Raw genomic sequence first — 16,125 nt, 5'->3', positions numbered from 1 at the left:
CGGCGGCGGCGTCATGGGTGCGCTGGACCCGCTCGATGAGCTGGTCGAGTTCGCCCAGGTACGCCCGCGCCGCCGCGTTCGTCTCCGGGGGCCACGCCTCGGCCAGGCCGCGCCGGTATTCGTGCAGCCGCCGCAGGTGGGTCATCGCGAGGTCGCAGACCTTGCGCCAGCCGGCGACCTGCTTCCAGTGTCCCTGGGTCTCCTGGTCCTGGACGCACGCCCACATGCTGAGCACGTCCATCAGCTGCCAGTCGGTGAGGCCGGAGGTCCGGCCGCTGCCCCTTTCGATCACGGCAGCACCACCGGCCCGCCGTTCGGGCCGGTGGGATCGGGCAACCGGGGTCGGCCGCCGGGCATGGTGGAGTACGGGTTGGCCAGCGCCGCCTCCACGTCGGCCACCCGGGCGGAGGCGAAGGCGTCGGCTCCCCGGTAGTGGGTGGCGATCTGGCCGGCCGCGGAGGCCAGGTGGCCGGTGGCCCCGCCCAGGTCGTGCACCATGTTCGCGGTGGCCTGCTGGGTCTCCCAGTGGGCGTGCAGGAACTGCACCAGCTCGACGAAGGCGTCGCAGGGGTTGGGGACGGCGGCTCTCATGTCGTCGGCGATGTACGACAGGTGTGGCGCGTAGTTGCGTTCGACCTCGGCCTGGAGCCGATCGGCGAACTCGCTCATCTGGCGGATGTCGGCCTCGATGCCGCCGTAGTCGCGCAGCCAGGAAGCTGGGCGGTCCTCCTCAGGGATCATCGATCCTCCCTACCCGTCACGGCCCCGTTTCCCTGAGTGAGGTTAATGGGTGCGGCGGGATCTGGGCAGCCCTGAGAACATCCTGGTGGCTACGCCCCAGCTCAGTCCGCTCGGATCCGCGAGAAATTCTCGGATCCGCTGGAGGGTCAGCGGGGCAGGCCGGAGGCGCGCCACGCGCCGGGTCCGGCGGCGGGCGCCGCGAGGGTCGGGCGACCGCTGCGCGCCCAAACGGAGGTGGTCACCGGCGCGGGCGCGGCGGCCGGCCGGGACCGGACGACGATCGCACCCACCAGCGCGGCCAGTTCGTCAGCGGTCGGGACGCCCCGGACGACACGGAACAGCGGCTCTTCGGCAGACATGGCGTCAGCGTACGCGTCACGAACTTGACCTTCACCGCACAGTGGCGTGCCGCCGGTGTGAGGATTGACGGCGCCGGGTACGGTCTCTCCGATGTCTGACGCGCTTCCCCAACTTGTCGCTGACCGGTACCGGCTTCTCTCGCCGCTCGGTCAGGGCGGCATGGGCCGGGTATGGAAGGCGCGTGACGAGGTCCTGCACCGGGACGTGGCCATCAAGGAGCTCGTTCCGCCGCCCAGTCTCACCGACGACGAGCGCCGCGAGATGCGCGAACGCTCGCTGCGTGAGGCCCGGGCCATCGCCCGGCTGAACCACGTCAACGTGGTCCGCATCTTCGACGTGCTGCGTACCGACGGCGACCCGTGGATCGTCATGGAGTACGTCGCCTCGAAGTCGTTGCAGGACACTCTCGCCGAGGACGGCCCGGTGACGCCGGCGCGCGCGGTGGAGATCGGGCTGGGTGTGCTCGGCGCGCTGAAGGCGGCGCACAAGGCCGGCGTGATGCACCGCGACATCAAGCCCGGCAACGTCCTGCTCGGCAACGACGGCCGGGTGGTGCTGACCGATTTCGGTCTGGCCACCATTCCCGGCGACCCGAACGTGACCCGCACCGGCATGGTGCTCGGCTCGCCCGCGTACATCGCGCCGGAGCGGGCCAAGGACGGTACGGCGGGCCCCGAGGCGGACCTGTGGTCGCTGGGCGCGACCCTCTACGCCGCCGTGGAGGGCAAGTCGCCGTACGCGCGGCCGTCGGCGATCGCCACGCTGGCCGCCCTGGCGACCGAGCCGTTGCCACCGCCGAAGAACGCCGGGCCGCTCAAGCCGGTGCTCCAGGGCCTGCTCCGCAAGGACCCGACCGAGCGGATCACCGCCGAGGTGGCCGAGCGCCTGCTGCGCCGCGCCGGTGGCAAGCGCGCCAAGGGGATCTCGCTGCTGGACGGCGTCCGCCGGCCGGGGCCGAACGGCCCGCGCGAGCCGCGTAAGCCGCTGGTGCCGGCCCCGCGCCCGGCCGAGGTGAGCGCCGAGTCGACGCCGAAGCCCCCCGCGCCGCGTGCTGAGGCCACGCCGCGAGCCGCTGAGGCGGCGTCAAGTGCCGCCGCGGCCGCCGGGGTCGCCGCTGCCGCCGAGGACGAGACGAGCACGACGCCGGCGGGCGTCGACGCCGAGCCGACCGCCAAGGTCGACCCGCCGCGTCCGGCCGCCGACGCCGAGCCGACGACGAAGGTGGACCCGCCGAAGCCGAGCAACCCCACGTCGGTCATGCCGGCGCCGGTGAGCCCCGCTCCCGCGCCGGCGCCGGCGCCCGCCGAGCGCGTTCCCGGTTCGGTGTACGACGGGTCGAAGCGCGGCCGGCAGAAGCGGAACCTGCTGATCGGCGCGGTGGTGCTGGTGCTGCTGGTCGGTCTCGCGGTGCTGGTGCCGCTGCTCGGCCGGGGCGGGGACGACCCCGAGCGGGGCGGGCAGCAGGCCGGCGGTGCCACGGGCGCTGCGGCGACCTCGTCGGCGGCCGCCCCGACGACGGCCCCGGCCGCGCCCGCGCCGACCAGTGCCGCCCCGCCCAGCCCGACGCCGTCGGCCACCCCCTCGACGGACCCGAACGCGCTGCCGGCGGGCTGGACCCGGCACAGGGGACCGACCTTCTCCGTTCCCCTCCCGCCGAACTGGAGCGCCCGCCGCACGAGCTCGGACACGGTGGTGTTCTTCGAGCGTGGCGGGGTGGGCGAGATGCTCGTGCAGTGGACGAGCAACCCGAAGCCCGACGCGTACGCCGACTGGAAGGCGATCGAGCCGGACCGCCGCAAGTTCGTCAACAACTACCAGCTGCTCGGCATCGAGCGCTGCGACTGGCACCGGACCTGCGCCGACTGGGAGTGGCTGGAGAGCCGGGACAACACCCGCATCCAGGTGCGTAACCGGGGCTTCGTGACGGCCGGCAACCGGGGCTACGCCATCCGGTGGGAAGTCGCGCAGAAGGACTGGCAGGCTCAGCTCGCCAGCTTCGACCAGATCGTCAAGGGGTTCGAGCCCGACCGCCAGGGCTGATGCGCGGGAATCGCGTCCGCGTGAAATGGATTCGCATGACCTTCCTTCGTTCGGGGTATCTCTCCCGTGACGACGGAAGGAGGCACGACATGGGTTACCGACGCAAGGACGCCCGCCCCCGGCTGGCACTGTGGATGCTCGTTGCCCTCGGCGACATCGTTCTGCTGCTGATCAGTGCCGGTATGCCGGCGCTGGTGGCGCTGCTCGCCGTCGTGACGGTCACCGCCGCCGGAGTCGCCGCCTGGCGCCTGTCCCGGCGGTCCGCACTGGCCGGCCGGGAGGCCGTGCCCGTGTCGATGGCCACGCGACGCAGGGTCTGACCGCGTACGGACGACGGCGGCAGCCGGACCGGTTGTCGACCCCACCAGGGGTGATCATCGGTCCCGCTGCCGCCGTTCGCGTGTGCTGCCGATCAGGTGTTGTTGGCCAGCGCGATCAGCCGCGCCCGGTCGCCGTTCCAGTAGTTGCGGTCGACGTCGCCGCTGATTCCGGAGACCCGCCCGGTGGCGGTGTACTGCCAGAAGCTCCAGAACGGGGCGCCGGCGGGCAGGGTGCCGGGGCTGGTGGACCAGCGGGCCACCCAGAGCGGGTGGTTCGCCCAGGGGCCGGTCCAGCTGCCGGTGCACTGGTTCCAGAAGCTGGTGGTGGTGTAGATGACCGCGTACCGGCCGGTGCGGGAGCGGTAGGTGTTGAGGAAGTCCTGGACCCAGTTCCGCATGCCGGTCGTGCTCAGGCCGTAGCAGTAGCCGCCGCTGTACGGGTTGGCCTCGAGATCCAGCGCCGCCGGGAGGGTCCGGCTGTCGGCCGACCAGGCGCCGCCGTTGGAGGCCAGGTAGTTGGCCTGGGTCGAGCCGGCGGAGATGTTTGGCCGGGCGAAGTGGTACGCCCCGCGGATCACCCCGGCGTTGTAGGCGTTGACGTAGTTGGCGTTGAAGTTCGGGTCCTTGTAGCTCGTACCCTCGGTGGCCTTGATGAAGGCGAACTGGATGCCGGCGCTGCGGACGCTGGTCCAGTTGATGGTGCCCTGGTAGCGGGAGACGTCGATGCCGGGGGTGGTGGCCGCGGCCGCCGGTCCGGCGGTCGCGACGAGGGCCGCGGCCGCGGTGGCGGCGACGGTGAGGCCGGCGGCGAGGAGCCGGCGCAGGGAAAATCTGGTACGGGTCATGGGTGCCTCCCAGGGACGCCGATCGATTGACGCCAATCCTTGGAGGTAGTTGCCCTAGATCGCAAGAGCGGCTGAGGAAATTTTCATCGACGTCGGTATGTGGCCGCCCGCCTGATCCGGATCGGTCAGCGGAGCGAGGCCGGATCGATCTGCCACCGGAACGGCTCGGTCACGGACAGCGTCTCGCCGGCCTTGGCCACCTGGTCCTCGACGTAGTGCTCACCGTCGAGCCGGTAGAGCCGCAGCGCGTGCGTCTCGCCGTCCTGTTCGACCAGCAGGTACCACGGGATCCGCGCGATCGCGTAGAGCTGCATCTTGACGAGCCGGTCGGCGGCGGCGTTCCCCGGCGAGACGATCTCGCAGACCAGAGCGATCTCGCCGGCCTCGACCACGGTGCCCTCGTCGTCGGTGGCGGCGACCACGACATCCGGGATGACGATCCGGTCAATGCCGAGACGAACGTTGACGGCGTCGAAGACCGAGAGACCATGGCCCTCGGCCGCCGCCTCCGCACTGTTCGCGAGGCGGCGAGACACCAACTGGTGGCGCCTGCTCGGGACAGGGGTCACGATCAGGCTCCCGTCGAGCAACTCGATCCGGTTCGGGGTCTCACCCATGGCGAAGTAGTCGGCCTCTGTCCAGAGGCCGACATGAGGCTCCAGGGGTGCCGCGCTCACCGGCGTTCACCTCCCGCTCCGCTCGCCACCCGGTCAGTCTCACACGATACGGGGCCGCGGTCCCCGAGCCACGCCAGCCGAGGCGGGTAGGCTCCCCGCCCATGGTGTCGATCAACGGACTGGGCGAGACCTGGGACAAGCTCCTCGGCGCGCAGCCCGACCCACCCCCGCTGCTCGTCCTGGTCACCGCTCTCGTCGCGCTGGCGGTGGTCGCCACCCGGCTGCCCTGGCGGGTCGCCCGCAACGCGGTGACCATCGCCCACGAGGGCGGCCACGCCCTGGCGGCGCTGCTCACCGGGCGTCGGCTGCACGGCATCCGGCTGCACTCGGACACCTCCGGCCTCACCCTCTCCGCCGGCCGCCCCACCGGCCCCGGCATGATCCTCACCCTGCTGGCCGGGTACGTCGCCCCGTCGCTGGTCGGCCTCGCCGGTGCCTGGCTGCTCGGCGGCAACCGGATCACCCTGCTGCTCTGGCTGGCCGTGGCGTTGTTGCTGGCCATGCTGGTGCTGATCCGCAACGTCTTCGGCGTGCTGTCGCTGCTGGTCACCGGCGGGGTGGTGCTCGCCGTCTCCTGGTACGCCTCGCCGCAGGTGCAGGCCGCCTTCGCCTGGACCGGCGTCTGGTTCCTGCTGCTCGGCGGCGTACGGCCGGTGGTGGAGCTGCAACGGTTGCGCAGCCGGGGACGGATGCCGCAGTCCGACGCCGACCAACTGGCCCGGCTCACCCCGTTCCCCGCGCTGTTCTGGGTGACCGTCTTCGGCCTGGTGAACCTGCTCGCCCTGGCCGTCGGCGCGATGCTCCTCGCCGGCCCGATCCTCACCGATGCCGGCCTGACGATCTGAGCCGGTCGGGGAGCAGAATGGCCGCATGCGGTACGTGATCATCGGGGCGGGTGCGGTCGGCGGCACGATCGGCGTACGGCTGGCAGAGGCCGGCCACGACGTGACGCTGGTGGCCCGCGGCGCGCACCTGGACGCGATCCGGCGGCGTGGGCTGACCCTGCGCACCCCGGACGGCACGGTGACCTGGTGCGGCCCGGTCACCGACGCTCCCGAGCAGCGGCCGCTGCCCGCCGACACCGTCCTGATGCTCACCGTCAAGTCGCAGGACACCCCGGCCGCGCTGGCCGCCTGGGCGGACGCGCCGGTCGCCGGCGGCGGCACGGCGGGCGAGCGGCTGCCGCTCTTCACCGCCCAGAACGGGGTGGCCAACGAGTCGGCCGCGTTGCGCCTCTTCGCCCGGGTCCACGCGGTCTGCGTCTGGCTCCCCGCCACCCACCTGGAGCCGGGCGTGGTCGTCGCCAACGGGTACCCGCACTCGGGCATGCTGCACCTCGGCCGCTACCCGTCCGGCTCGGACGCGCTGGACCACGCGGTGGCCGCCGACCTCACCGGCGCCGGCTTCGTCGCTCCGGTGCGCGACGACGTGATGCGGTGGAAGTACGGCAAGCTGCTGGCCAACCTGGGCAACGGGCTACAGGCGCTGCTCGGCCGCGACGTCCCCGCCGACCTGCGCGACCGGGTCCGCGCGGAGGGGCAGGCGGTGCTCGCGGCGGCCGGGATCGCGCACACCGGTACCGAGGAGGAGGCCGCCGAGCGGGGCGACCGGGTCGGGCACCGGCCGGTCGACGGGCAGGAACGCTCCGGCAGCTCCACCTGGCAGAGCCTGGCCCGGGGCGTGGGCTCCACCGAGGTCGACCACCTCAACGGCGAGATCGTCCTGCTGGGTCGGCTGCACGGGGTGCCGGCCCCGGTGAACGCCGCCGTCGCGTCCGCGGTGCGCCGGGCGGTCCGCGAGCGGATCCCGGCGGGCGGCTTCCCGCCCGCCGAGCTGGCGAAGATGATCGGCTGATCCGGGCAACCGCCAGGGTCCCACCGCGCGTGTCACCTCCGACCGCCCTTCGGAGGTGAGCAGGTGCCCGACGTCGACGGGTTCGACGACTTCTACCGGGGCAGCCGGCAACGGCTGCTCGGGTACGTCTACGTGCTGACCGGCGACCTGACCGAGGCCCAGGACGCCGTGCAGGAGGCGTACATCCGGGCCTGGCAGCGCTGGTCGACCGTCGGCGGGTACGACGACCCGGAGGCGTGGGTCCGGGTGGTGGCCGCCCGGATCGCGGTCAGCCGCTGGCGCAGCCTGCGCAGCCGGGCCCGGGCCTACCTGCGCCATGGCACGGTCGAGACCACCCCCGCCCCGGGCACCGACACTGTCGAGGTGGTGGCCGCCCTGCGCCAGCTCCCCGAGGAGCAGCGGGTCGCGCTGGCCCTGTACTACCTGCTCGGCATGCCTGTCGCCGAGGTGGCCCGGGAGACCGACGCGCCCGTCGGCACGGTCAAGGCCCGGCTCTCTCGGGGCCGGGCCGCGTTGGCGAGGCTGCTCGCCGTCGTGGATCTGGAGGAGACCGCTGATGCGTGACGACCTGAACTTCGTCGACGTGCTGCGCCGGGACCTGCGGGACGTCCGTTGGCCCGATGCGGCCGAGATCCGGATCAGGGCCCGACGCCGCAGCACGCGCCGGGCGGTGGGGGCCGCCGTCGCGATCCTCGTCGTGCTGTCTGCCCCGGCAGTGGCCGCGTTGCCCGCGGGCAGCGGACGATCCCACCCGGCCGGACCGGTGCCGTCGCCGGCGGTTCGGGCGGAGATTCCGATCGAGGCGCTGCTGCAGCCCGAGGACATGTCGGCGAAGGTCGACGAACGATTCACCCAGTCCGGTCTGGCGGAGCCGGTCGTGGTCGAGCCGGAATGGACCCGGTGCTTGGAGCAGAAGCGGGTGTCGCCCGCCTGGGAGAGGTCCCGTTACTCCCGCTCGCAGTCGCTCAGCCGGAACCCGCCGACACAATCGCCGCACCCGTCCGGCCTGGACTTCGACACGTCAATTCAGCTCATTCAGGACGTCTACCGAGTCGACCCGCAGGTCACGGGGTCGCTCTTCGCCGGCATCGACCGGCGGGTCGACGCGTGCCGCGACTGGGGTGACACCCAACGCGGACAGATCGCTGAGGGCGAGTGGGCCGACATCTTCGCCCGGCACCGCTGGGACGTGGTGGGCAGGGGATTCGCCGGTGACGAGTCGGTGGTGGTACGACACACGATCAGCGAATCACGGCGCGACGACGCCGACGGGGAGGTGCTCGCCTTCCCCCCTGAGCCGCAGAGCACCGCGGTGGTGCGGGTCGGCGACCTGGTGACGGTCCTCAAGCTGGGTTCGTTGGGTGGGGAGCTCGAACTCCGCCGCCTGGCGGTGCTTGCCGCCGAGCGGATGTGCGCCGCCGCCAACCCGGCCTGCTGACGCCAGGGGCCGGCGCCGGCGCCGACCCCTGGCCGCGGCTCACAGCGGGATGTTGCCGTGCTTCTTCGGCGGCAGGGTCTCCCGCTTGGTACGCAGCACCCGCAGCGCGCGGACGATCTGCGCGCGGGTCTCGTGCGGCGGGATCACGCTGTCGACGTACCCGCGCTCGGCGGCGATGTACGGGTTGGCCAGCGTGTCCTCGTACTCGGCGATCTTCTCGGCCCGGACGGCGGCCGGGTCCTCGGCGTCGGCCAGCTCGGAGCGGTAGAGGATGTTCACCGCGCCCTGCGCGCCCATCACCGCGATCTGCGCGGTCGGCCAGGCGAAGTTCAGGTCCGCACCGAGGTGCTTGGAGCCCATCACGTCGTACGCGCCGCCGTAGGCCTTGCGGGTGATCACGGTGACCTTCGGGACGGTCGCCTCGGCGTACGCGTAGATCAGCTTGGCGCCGCGCCGGATGATGCCGTCCCACTCCTGGCCGGTGCCGGGCAGGAAGCCGGGCACGTCCACGAAGGTCAGCACCGGGATGTTGAACGCGTCGCAGGTGCGCACGAACCGGGCGGCCTTCTCGCTGGCCGCGATGTCCAGGGTGCCGGCGAAGTGCATCGGCTGGTTCGCCACCACGCCGACCGGGCGTCCCTCGACCCGGCCGTAGCCAATCACGAGGTTCTGCGCGTAGAGCGGCTGCACCTCCAGGAACTCGCCGTCGTCGAGCACGTGCTCGATGACCCGGTGCATGTCGTACGGCTGGTTGGCCGAGTCCGGGATGAGCGTGTCCAGCTCCCGGTCCTCCTCGGTGATGTCGAGGTCGGCCGGGGCCTCGTAGACGACCGGCTCGTCGAGGTTGTTCGACGGCAGGTACGACAGCAGCGCCTTGACGTACTCGATCGCGTCCTCCTCGTCGCTGGCGAGGTAGTGCGCGTTGCCGCTGCGCGAGTTGTGGGTGCGAGCGCCGCCCAGCTCCTCCATCGCCACGTCCTCACCGGTGACCGTCTTGATGACGTCCGGGCCGGTGATGAACATGTGCGAGGTCTGGTCGACCATCACGGTGAAGTCGGTGACCGCCGGGGAGTAGACCGCGCCGCCCGCGCAGGGACCCATGATCAGCGAGATCTGCGGGATGACGCCGCTGGCCCGGACGTTGCGGAAGAAGATCTCGCCGTAGAGGCCGAGCGAGGCGACCCCCTCCTGGATGCGGGCGCCGCCGGAGTCGTTGATGCCGACGACCGGGCAGCCGATCTTCATGGCCAGGTCCATCACCTTGACGATCTTCTCGCCGAAGACCTCGCCGAGGGAGCCGCCGAAGACGGTGAAGTCCTGGGCGAAGACGCAGACCTGTCGGCCGTCGACCGTGCCGTAGCCGGTGACCACGCCGTCGCCGTACGGGCGGTTGCGCTCCAGCCCGAACGCCGTCGACCGGTGCCGGGCCAGCTCGTCCAGCTCGACGAAGGAGCCCTCGTCGAGCAGCAGCTCGATCCGCTCCCGGGCGGTCTTCTTACCCCTCGCGTGCTGCTTCTCGACGGCGCGCGCCGACCCGGCGTGCACCGCCTCGTCGACCCGTCGCTCCAGGTCCGCCAGCTTGCCCGCGGTGCTGTGGATGTTGATCCCGGTCTCGGTAGTCACCCAGGGAATATAACGATGGTTCAGGACGACGCCGCTGTGCAGTACGCCTCAATACCCTCCGTCGCAACGCCGTAGGCTGGCGGGATGCCGGGCTCGCCGTACACCGATCTGGACCGCCCGCCGCTGTCGGCGGCGCGGCTGTCCCGGGCGCTGACCGCGCCGCAGGGGCCCTGGCGCCGGCTCGACCTGCGCACCGAGACCGGCTCCACCAACGCGGACGCCGTGGCGGCGGCCCGCGCGGGTGAACCGGAGGGCCTGGTGGTGGTGGCCGAGCGGCAGACCGCCGGCCGGGGCCGGCGGGGCCGGGTGTGGCAGTCGCCGGCCCGGGCCGGCATCGCGACCAGCGTCCTGCTGCGGCCCGGCGAGGCCGTCGCCGACCGCGGCTGGCCGCCGGCACCTCCCACCGGGTACGGCTGGCTGCCGCTGCTCGCCGGCGTCGCGCTGGTCGAGGCGGTGGTCCGGCTGGCCGAGCTGGAGGCCCGGCTGAAGTGGCCGAACGACCTGCTGGTCGGCGACGCCAAGTGCGCCGGGATCCTGGCCGAGGCGGTGCCGGGCCCGTCCCCGGCGCAGCCGCCCGCGATCGTGCTCGGGGTCGGGCTCAACGTCACCCTGCGTGAGGACGAGCTGCCGGAGAACCCGACCGGTCTGCCGGCCACCTCGCTGCAACTGGCCGGGGCGGTGGCCACCGACCGCGACCCGCTGCTGCGGGCGCTGCTGCGTTCGCTCGCCGACTGGTACGACCGCTGGCGTAACGCCGGCGGCGACGCGGTGGCCAGCGGCCTGCGCGACGCCTACCTCGCCTCCTGCGCCACGGTCGACCGGCGGGTACGGGTGCTGCTGCCCGACGGCGGCGAGCTGACCGGCCTCGCCACCGGGGTGGACGCCGACGGCCAGCTGGTGGTCGACACGGGCGCCGGTGAGCGGCGGCTGGCCGCCGGGGACGTGCTGCACCTGCGCTGAACTCCGATCACCGGCGATCGTGCAGCCGCAGGGGCGCGATCGGGCCCGCGCGGCTGATCCACCGGGTCGCGGTGACCGGTTACGGTCAGCGCGTCCGATCCGTGCCGAGGAGGTTTCCCGTGGCGTTCCCCGAAGACGTGCTCACCGAGGACGAGCACGTCGTGCTGCATCTGCACCCGCACTGGAAGGCGCTGCTGCGGCCGATCCTGGTGCTGGTCCTCGGCGTCGCCGCCGTGGTGGCGGGCTGGGTCCTGCTGCCCGACGGCGACGGCGGCACGATCGCGCTGTACGTGATCGCCGGGCTGTTCCTGGTGCTGGCGCTCTGGCTGGGCCTCTGGCCGTTCCTGGTCTGGCGCAGCACGCACTACCTCTTCACGAACGAGCGGGTGCTGCTGCAGCAGGGCGTGCTCTCCCGGGACCGGCGGGACATCCCGCTCACCCGGATCAACGACCACGCGATGAGCCAGCGTTTCGTCGAGCGGCTGCTCGGCTGCGGCACGCTCACCATCGAGTCGGCGGGTGAGCGCGGCCAGTCCGTGCTGCACGACGTGCCGTCCGTGGGCAAGGTGCAGACCAAGCTCTACGAGCTGGTCGAGGCCCACCACGACAAGCACTCGCTGGGCGAGGGCGAGATGCGCGACATCCTGGCCGACATGCGCGAGGGCAAGTCGCTGCGCGATCCCACCAGCTGACCGGCCCTCGGGCTCGTCGACGTGGCGGTGTCCGCGCGGACACCGCCACGACCGTCGTGGGTGGGGGCGTCAGCGGCGGGGGCGGCGGGTGCCGACCTGCAGCTCCGCGGCCAACTCGGCGTCGAGGTCGGCGTCGACCGTGCCGGCCAGGCCCGCGTCGAGCGGGGCGGAGCGTCCCTGCGGCTGCCGGAAGACCGGCTCGGCGGCCGGAGCGCTCCGGCGCTGCGCCGGCTGCTGCTGGGCCTCCTCCAGCTCGCTGACCGACTCGGCCAGCTCGGCCACCGGGTCCAGCTCGGCCATGGTGTCCCACTCGTCCCGGTGGATCGTGTGCCAGGTCTCCTCGGCGTGCTTGGGCACCGGCTGGAACACGAAGGTCCGGTACGACCAGAACCGGAACATGGTGGCCAGCAGCACGCCGCCGGTCTTCGCCACGTTGAGCGCGAGCAGGCTGTTGACGCCGAGGCCGTACTTGGCGGCGGCGAGGACGCCCAGCTCGATCAGGAGGCCGGTCGCGTTGAAGAGGAAAAACAGGACGTATTCCCGCTTCATCGCGGATTTCGGTCGATCCCGGTACGTCCAGTGCCGATTCATCAGATACGACGTGATCGTCGCCACCACAGTGGCGATCACGGTCGCCTTCAGCTGACCGTTGACGAAAACGGTGAGTGCCAGGACATTGAACACCGCGTAATTGATGACGGTGTTGATGCCGCCGACGATGCCGAATTTGAGCGCCTCGTTGATGAACTTCTGCCAGCGCTCGGGCAGCAGACGGACAAGACGCATGCGGAACACCTTAGGGCAGTGGGCGGGGCCGGCAGGTTCCGGCCGGACGGGTGGGCGGCAGGTCACGCCCTTGGCGGCCGGTCGTGCGCCGCCTCCGGAACCGGGGGGTTTCCCGCTTCCACGAAGACGAACCGTCGGTAGGACCAGAACCGGAACAGCGTCCCCAGGCCGGTGCCGACGATGAAACTGGCGATGTTGTCGGCCAGCGGCGTCTGGAACACCGTGGGCCAGATGCTGCCCAGGCCGTACCGGCTGAGCGCCAGGCAGGCCACGGCGATGCCCAGGCCCACCGCGTTGAAGAAGAAGAACAGCGCGTACTCGCGGGCCGGGTTGGAGCGTTTGCGGTGCCGCCAGGTCCAGAACCGGTTGCCGATGAAGGCGACGGTGGCCGCGATGACGGTGGAGATCGTCTTGGCGGTGACCTGCTCGACGCCGCGCACGCTCGTCAGGTAGTTGAAGAGCGTGAAGTCGATGAGGAAGGCGATCCCGCCCACGGTGGCGAACTTGCTCAGCTCGCGGACGAGGTGACCGAAGCGGTCCAGCAGGGTGCGGACCAGGCTCGGACGGGTCTGCGGAGACCCTGGCTGGTCGCCGGTCATCGTCGCGGCCACCCGCCGAGAGTACCGGTCGGGAGCGAGTCGGACGCGCAGCAACGGCGAGCCGGCCCGGATCACTCCTGACGCCGGTCGCCCGGCACCGCTGCCGGTGAGCAGAGCGTAACTCCCCGTACGGCGATCGCCGTACGGATCGTCCATCGACGGGTCCGTCACCGCAAGCCCGGTTCCGCCGTCCGTCATCGTCCGTTCCGATGGGCGACGAGAGTTCGCCGCAGGATTTGCGTGAAACTGCGCGCGAAAGCGGGTATTAGCTCGTGATGCCGCAGCCGGGCCGTACCTTGTGCAGTTCTTCACAACCAGTCCCACTGACTCGCGGCTCGGCCCGGTTTACGCTGAGCGCAATCCCAGGTTTCCACGATGGCGACGCGGCTCGCGCCCGCCAGACTCGTGCATCCATAGAACGGTCAGCGTCGACCACAAGGAGATGTGTCATGGTTGCTCCGGCTACTGTTCGGGGTATCGATCAGGCCCCGACTACCCATCCCAAGCTGCTCGCCTGGGTCAGAGAAGTCGCGGCACTGACCACCCCCGACCGCGTGGTCTGGGTGGACGGGTCTGATGAGGAGTGGCGGCGCCTCACCGACGAGCTGGTCGAGTCCGGCACCCTGATCCGGCTCAACCCGGAGAAGAAGCCCAACTCGTTCTACGCGCGCACGGACCCGACGGACGTCGCCCGGGTCGAGGAGCGCACCTACATCTGCTCCGTCGACGAGGCGGACGCCGGCCCCACCAACAACTGGATGGCGCCGGCCGAGATGAAGCGGACGATGACCGAGCTGTACCGCGGCAGCATGCGCGGTCGCACCATGTACGTCATCCCGTTCTGCATGGGCCCGGTCGAGGCCGAGAGCCCCATGTTCGGCGTCGAGCTCACCGACAGCCCGTACGTGGTCGCCTCGATGCGGATCATGACCCGGATGGGCGCCAAGGTCCTCGAGGCGATGGGCGACGACGCCGACTTCGTGCACGCGCTGCACTCCATCGGCGCCCCGCTCGCCCCCGGCCAGCAGGACGTCGCCTGGCCGTGCAACGAGACGAAGTACATCTCGCACTTCCCGGAGACCCGGGAGATCTGGTCCTTCGGCTCCGGCTACGGCGGCAACTCACTGCTCGGCAAGAAGTGCTACTCGCTGCGCATCGCCAGCGTGATGGGGCGCGACGAGGGCTGGCTCGCCGAGCACATGCTGATCCTCAAGATCACCTCGCCGGAGGGCAAGGTCTACCACATCGCCGGCGCGTTCCCGTCCGCCTGCGGCAAGACCAACCTCGCCATGCTGGAGCCGACCATCCCGGGCTGGAAGGTCGAAACCATCGGCGACGACATCGCCTGGATGCGCTTCGGTGCCGACGGCCGCCTCTACGCGGTCAACCCGGAGTACGGCCTCTTCGGCGTCGCGCCCGGCACCGACTGGAAGACCAACGCCAACGCCATGCGGACGCTGGACCGCGGCAACTCCATCTTCACCAACGTGGCGCTCACCGACGACGGGGACATCTGGTGGGAGGGCATGGGTGAGCCGCCGGCGCACCTGATCGACTGGAAGGGCAACGACTGGACGCCGGAGAGCGACAGCCTCTCCTCGCACGCGAACAGCCGGTTCTGCACCCCGATCACGCAGTGCCCGATCCTCGCCGAGGACTACTACGACCCCAACGGCGTGCCGATCGACGCGATCCTCTTCGGCGGCCGCCGCCGGGACACCATCCCGCTGGTCACCGAGGCCCGCGACTGGGTGCACGGCGTCTACATGGGTGCCACGCTCTCCTCGGAGACCACCGCCGCCGCGTCCGGCGCGGTCGGCGTGGTCCGCCGCGACCCGATGGCCATGCTGCCGTTCATCGGCTACCACGCCGGTGACTACTTCCGGCACTGGATCGAGATGGGCAAGGGCGTCGACGGCGACGAGGCCAAGCTGCCGAAGATCTACTACGTGAACTGGTTCCGCAAGGACCCCGAGGGCAGCTTCCTCTGGCCCGGCTTCGGCGAGAACTCCCGCGTGCTCAAGTGGGTCGTCGAGCGGCTCGAGGGCCGGGCCGACGCGGTCGAGACCCCGATCGGCATGGTCCCGGCCCAGGACGCCCTGGACGTCGAGGGTCTGGACATGACCCCGGAGGACGTCCGGATCGCGCTCAAGGTGGACCCGGAGGAGTGGCGCCAGGAGCTTCCGCTGGTCACCGAGTGGTTCGAGAAGTTCGGCGACAAGCTGCCCGGTGTCCTCTGGGCCGAGCTGGACGCGCTGCGCGCCCGGCTCGACGCGGAGCAGCCGCAGAAGTAGGTGTGACGGTTGCCCGTACCGGGCAACATCGGATCCCATGAGGACGGCCGCCGAGACCCAGGTCCGGCGGCCGTCCGTCGTCCGGGTGCTGACCACGCTGCTCGCCGTCACGGCGGCGACCACCGTCGTGGTCGAGTTGCTCAACTGGTGGTACGCCCCGGAGCAGGAGTTCGGCCTGGCCGTGCGCACCGGCTGGGCGATGCTCCGCTCGCTCGGCTTTCTGCTGCTGATCGGGCACGTCAACCGGGGTCGTACGGTCGCCAAGCCGCTCGGGCTGATCCTCGCGGTGACCACCGTCTTCGCGGTCGGCCGGCTGGTGGTGCCCCGGCAGGGGGTGCCGCCGCTGCCCGGGCTGCTCGGCTTCGCCCTGCTCACCGCGCTCTGCGTGAGCGTGGTGGCGCTGCTCTACCGCTCTGAGGTGATCGGCGCGCACCTCGTCCGGCACCGGAAGACCCTGGTGGTCTCCGGCGGCACGATCTCCTGGCGGGAGGCCGCCCCGAAGCGCCCACCGGTCACCGGGTGGCTGCTCACCAGCCGGGTCGCCGCCTTCACGTACAGCCCGCTGATGCTGGTACCCGCGCTGGTCGCCGGCGGCGCGATCCTCGACGGCCGGCTGATCGCCGTACCGGCGGTGCTGTTCTGGTTCTTCGCCGGCATCGCGGTCAGCTACGCGGTGCTCCTCTGCACCGCGTTCCTGATGCGCGGCAAGCGCTGGGCCCGCACCCTGCTGGTGGCGATCACCCTGGGCGTGCTCGCCATCCACCTGCCGCTCTGCTGGTGGCTGCTCGGCGTCGACGGCCTGATCCGCGACGGCGCCCCCCTCATCGCCGCCGCCACCCTCGCCCTCTACGCCCTCCACCGCGCCACCCACACCCCCGACCCCACCTGACCCACCC

Annotated in this window: 17 protein-coding genes; 10 read left to right on the top strand and 7 right to left on the bottom strand. The window is 71.6% G+C overall.

From position 1 onward, the window contains the following. Nucleotides 1–288: 288 nt before the first annotated feature. Both ACSNN7_RS10265 and ACSNN7_RS10260 read right to left on the bottom strand, forming a co-directional pair. Nucleotides 289–741 (bottom strand): hypothetical protein, encoded by a 453-nt coding sequence (locus ACSNN7_RS10265; protein WP_436680449.1) that lies wholly within the window; start codon nucleotides 739–741, stop codon nucleotides 289–291. 146 nt (nucleotides 742–887) lie between these two features. After that, the gene (locus ACSNN7_RS10260; protein WP_436680448.1) at nucleotides 888–1,100 is read right to left on the bottom strand and encodes an acyl-CoA carboxylase subunit epsilon; all 213 of its coding nucleotides are present in this window, start codon (nucleotides 1,098–1,100) and stop codon (nucleotides 888–890) included. Between the two features lie 91 nt (nucleotides 1,101–1,191). On the opposite strand from ACSNN7_RS10260, the gene ACSNN7_RS10255 reads away from it, so the two are divergent. Together ACSNN7_RS10255 and ACSNN7_RS10250 are read left to right on the top strand one after the other, a co-directional pair. After that, nucleotides 1,192–3,141, top strand: a complete 1,950-nt coding sequence (locus tag ACSNN7_RS10255; protein ID WP_436680447.1) for a protein kinase domain-containing protein — start codon at nucleotides 1,192–1,194, stop codon at nucleotides 3,139–3,141. Nucleotides 3,142–3,230: 89 nt separating this feature from the next. Continuing rightward, entirely contained in the window at nucleotides 3,231–3,461 is a 231-nt protein-coding gene (locus ACSNN7_RS10250; protein ID WP_436680446.1) for a hypothetical protein, read from the top strand. 92 nt (nucleotides 3,462–3,553) lie between these two features. Here ACSNN7_RS10250 and ACSNN7_RS10245 read toward each other — a convergent pair whose 3' ends face one another. Then, entirely contained in the window at nucleotides 3,554–4,306 is a 753-nt protein-coding gene (locus ACSNN7_RS10245; protein ID WP_436680445.1) for a GH25 family lysozyme, read from the bottom strand. Between the two features lie 125 nt (nucleotides 4,307–4,431). Then, nucleotides 4,432–4,983: a Uma2 family endonuclease gene (locus ACSNN7_RS10240; RefSeq protein WP_436680444.1), complete on the bottom strand. Its 552-nt coding sequence runs from the start codon at nucleotides 4,981–4,983 to the stop codon at nucleotides 4,432–4,434. Nucleotides 4,984–5,084: 101 nt separating this feature from the next. On the opposite strand from ACSNN7_RS10240, the gene ACSNN7_RS10235 reads away from it, so the two are divergent. From ACSNN7_RS10235 to ACSNN7_RS10220, 4 genes are all read left to right on the top strand, one after another. Next, nucleotides 5,085–5,828: a M50 family metallopeptidase gene (locus ACSNN7_RS10235; RefSeq protein WP_436680443.1), complete on the top strand. Its 744-nt coding sequence runs from the start codon at nucleotides 5,085–5,087 to the stop codon at nucleotides 5,826–5,828. Nucleotides 5,829–5,853: 25 nt separating this feature from the next. Beyond that, the gene (locus tag ACSNN7_RS10230) at nucleotides 5,854–6,837 is read left to right on the top strand and encodes a ketopantoate reductase family protein (RefSeq protein WP_436680442.1); all 984 of its coding nucleotides are present in this window, start codon (nucleotides 5,854–5,856) and stop codon (nucleotides 6,835–6,837) included. Between the two features lie 63 nt (nucleotides 6,838–6,900). Then, a complete protein-coding gene (locus tag ACSNN7_RS10225) occupies nucleotides 6,901–7,401 on the top strand; it encodes an RNA polymerase sigma factor (protein WP_436680441.1) in 501 nt (166 codons plus the stop codon). Further along, nucleotides 7,394–8,275: a hypothetical protein gene (locus ACSNN7_RS10220; protein ID WP_436680440.1), complete on the top strand. Its 882-nt coding sequence runs from the start codon at nucleotides 7,394–7,396 to the stop codon at nucleotides 8,273–8,275. Before ACSNN7_RS10225 ends, ACSNN7_RS10220 begins: the two co-directional genes overlap by 8 nt. Before the next feature lie 39 nt (nucleotides 8,276–8,314). On the opposite strand, the gene ACSNN7_RS10215 is transcribed toward ACSNN7_RS10220, so the two are convergent. After that, entirely contained in the window at nucleotides 8,315–9,898 is a 1,584-nt protein-coding gene (locus ACSNN7_RS10215; protein WP_436680439.1) for an acyl-CoA carboxylase subunit beta, read from the bottom strand. 84 nt (nucleotides 9,899–9,982) lie between these two features. On the opposite strand from ACSNN7_RS10215, the gene ACSNN7_RS10210 reads away from it, so the two are divergent. Beyond that, the gene (locus tag ACSNN7_RS10210) at nucleotides 9,983–10,858 is read left to right on the top strand and encodes a biotin--[acetyl-CoA-carboxylase] ligase (RefSeq protein ID WP_436680438.1); all 876 of its coding nucleotides are present in this window, start codon (nucleotides 9,983–9,985) and stop codon (nucleotides 10,856–10,858) included. 119 nt (nucleotides 10,859–10,977) lie between these two features. Continuing rightward, complete coding sequence (locus ACSNN7_RS10205) at nucleotides 10,978–11,550, top strand: PH domain-containing protein (protein ID WP_436680437.1); 573 nt, start codon at nucleotides 10,978–10,980, stop codon at nucleotides 11,548–11,550. 69 nt (nucleotides 11,551–11,619) lie between these two features. Here ACSNN7_RS10205 and ACSNN7_RS10200 read toward each other — a convergent pair whose 3' ends face one another. After that, nucleotides 11,620–12,336, bottom strand: a complete 717-nt coding sequence (locus ACSNN7_RS10200; protein WP_436680436.1) for a GtrA family protein — start codon at nucleotides 12,334–12,336, stop codon at nucleotides 11,620–11,622. A gap of 62 nt (nucleotides 12,337–12,398) precedes the next feature. Continuing rightward, a complete protein-coding gene (locus tag ACSNN7_RS10195; protein WP_436680488.1) occupies nucleotides 12,399–12,935 on the bottom strand; it encodes a GtrA family protein in 537 nt (178 codons plus the stop codon). A 449-nt stretch (nucleotides 12,936–13,384) separates the two neighbouring features. On the opposite strand from ACSNN7_RS10195, the gene ACSNN7_RS10190 reads away from it, so the two are divergent. Together ACSNN7_RS10190 and ACSNN7_RS10185 are read left to right on the top strand one after the other, a co-directional pair. Next, nucleotides 13,385–15,229 carry a phosphoenolpyruvate carboxykinase (GTP) gene (locus ACSNN7_RS10190; RefSeq protein ID WP_436680435.1) on the top strand — a complete coding sequence of 615 codons (1,845 nt, stop codon included), beginning with the start codon at nucleotides 13,385–13,387 and terminating at the stop codon, nucleotides 15,227–15,229. A gap of 37 nt (nucleotides 15,230–15,266) precedes the next feature. Beyond that, nucleotides 15,267–16,118 carry a hypothetical protein gene (locus ACSNN7_RS10185; RefSeq protein ID WP_436680434.1) on the top strand — a complete coding sequence of 284 codons (852 nt, stop codon included), beginning with the start codon at nucleotides 15,267–15,269 and terminating at the stop codon, nucleotides 16,116–16,118. Nucleotides 16,119–16,125 lie beyond the last annotated feature (7 nt).

Source organism: Micromonospora sp. URMC 105 (assembly GCF_051386295.1).
Lineage (GTDB): Bacteria > Actinomycetota > Actinomycetes > Mycobacteriales > Micromonosporaceae > Micromonospora.
This window is presented reverse-complemented; position numbering and strand designations above follow the sequence as displayed.

Coding starts and splice junctions, on each gene's coding strand:
- ACSNN7_RS10185 (WP_436680434.1), top strand. CDS start 15,267: ATGAGGACGGCCGCCGAGACCCAGGTCCGGCGGCCGTCCGTCGTCCGG.
- ACSNN7_RS10220 (WP_436680440.1), top strand. CDS start 7,394: ATGCGTGACGACCTGAACTTCGTCGACGTGCTGCGCCGGGACCTGCGG.
- ACSNN7_RS10195 (WP_436680488.1), bottom strand. CDS start 12,935: ATGACCGGCGACCAGCCAGGGTCTCCGCAGACCCGTCCGAGCCTGGTC.
- ACSNN7_RS10245 (WP_436680445.1), bottom strand. CDS start 4,306: ATGACCCGTACCAGATTTTCCCTGCGCCGGCTCCTCGCCGCCGGCCTC.
- ACSNN7_RS10200 (WP_436680436.1), bottom strand. CDS start 12,336: ATGCGTCTTGTCCGTCTGCTGCCCGAGCGCTGGCAGAAGTTCATCAAC.
- ACSNN7_RS10265 (WP_436680449.1), bottom strand. CDS start 741: ATGATCCCTGAGGAGGACCGCCCAGCTTCCTGGCTGCGCGACTACGGC.
- ACSNN7_RS10210 (WP_436680438.1), top strand. CDS start 9,983: ATGCCGGGCTCGCCGTACACCGATCTGGACCGCCCGCCGCTGTCGGCG.
- ACSNN7_RS10255 (WP_436680447.1), top strand. CDS start 1,192: ATGTCTGACGCGCTTCCCCAACTTGTCGCTGACCGGTACCGGCTTCTC.
- ACSNN7_RS10230 (WP_436680442.1), top strand. CDS start 5,854: ATGCGGTACGTGATCATCGGGGCGGGTGCGGTCGGCGGCACGATCGGC.
- ACSNN7_RS10190 (WP_436680435.1), top strand. CDS start 13,385: ATGGTTGCTCCGGCTACTGTTCGGGGTATCGATCAGGCCCCGACTACC.
- ACSNN7_RS10250 (WP_436680446.1), top strand. CDS start 3,231: ATGGGTTACCGACGCAAGGACGCCCGCCCCCGGCTGGCACTGTGGATG.
- ACSNN7_RS10235 (WP_436680443.1), top strand. CDS start 5,085: ATGGTGTCGATCAACGGACTGGGCGAGACCTGGGACAAGCTCCTCGGC.
- ACSNN7_RS10260 (WP_436680448.1), bottom strand. CDS start 1,100: ATGTCTGCCGAAGAGCCGCTGTTCCGTGTCGTCCGGGGCGTCCCGACC.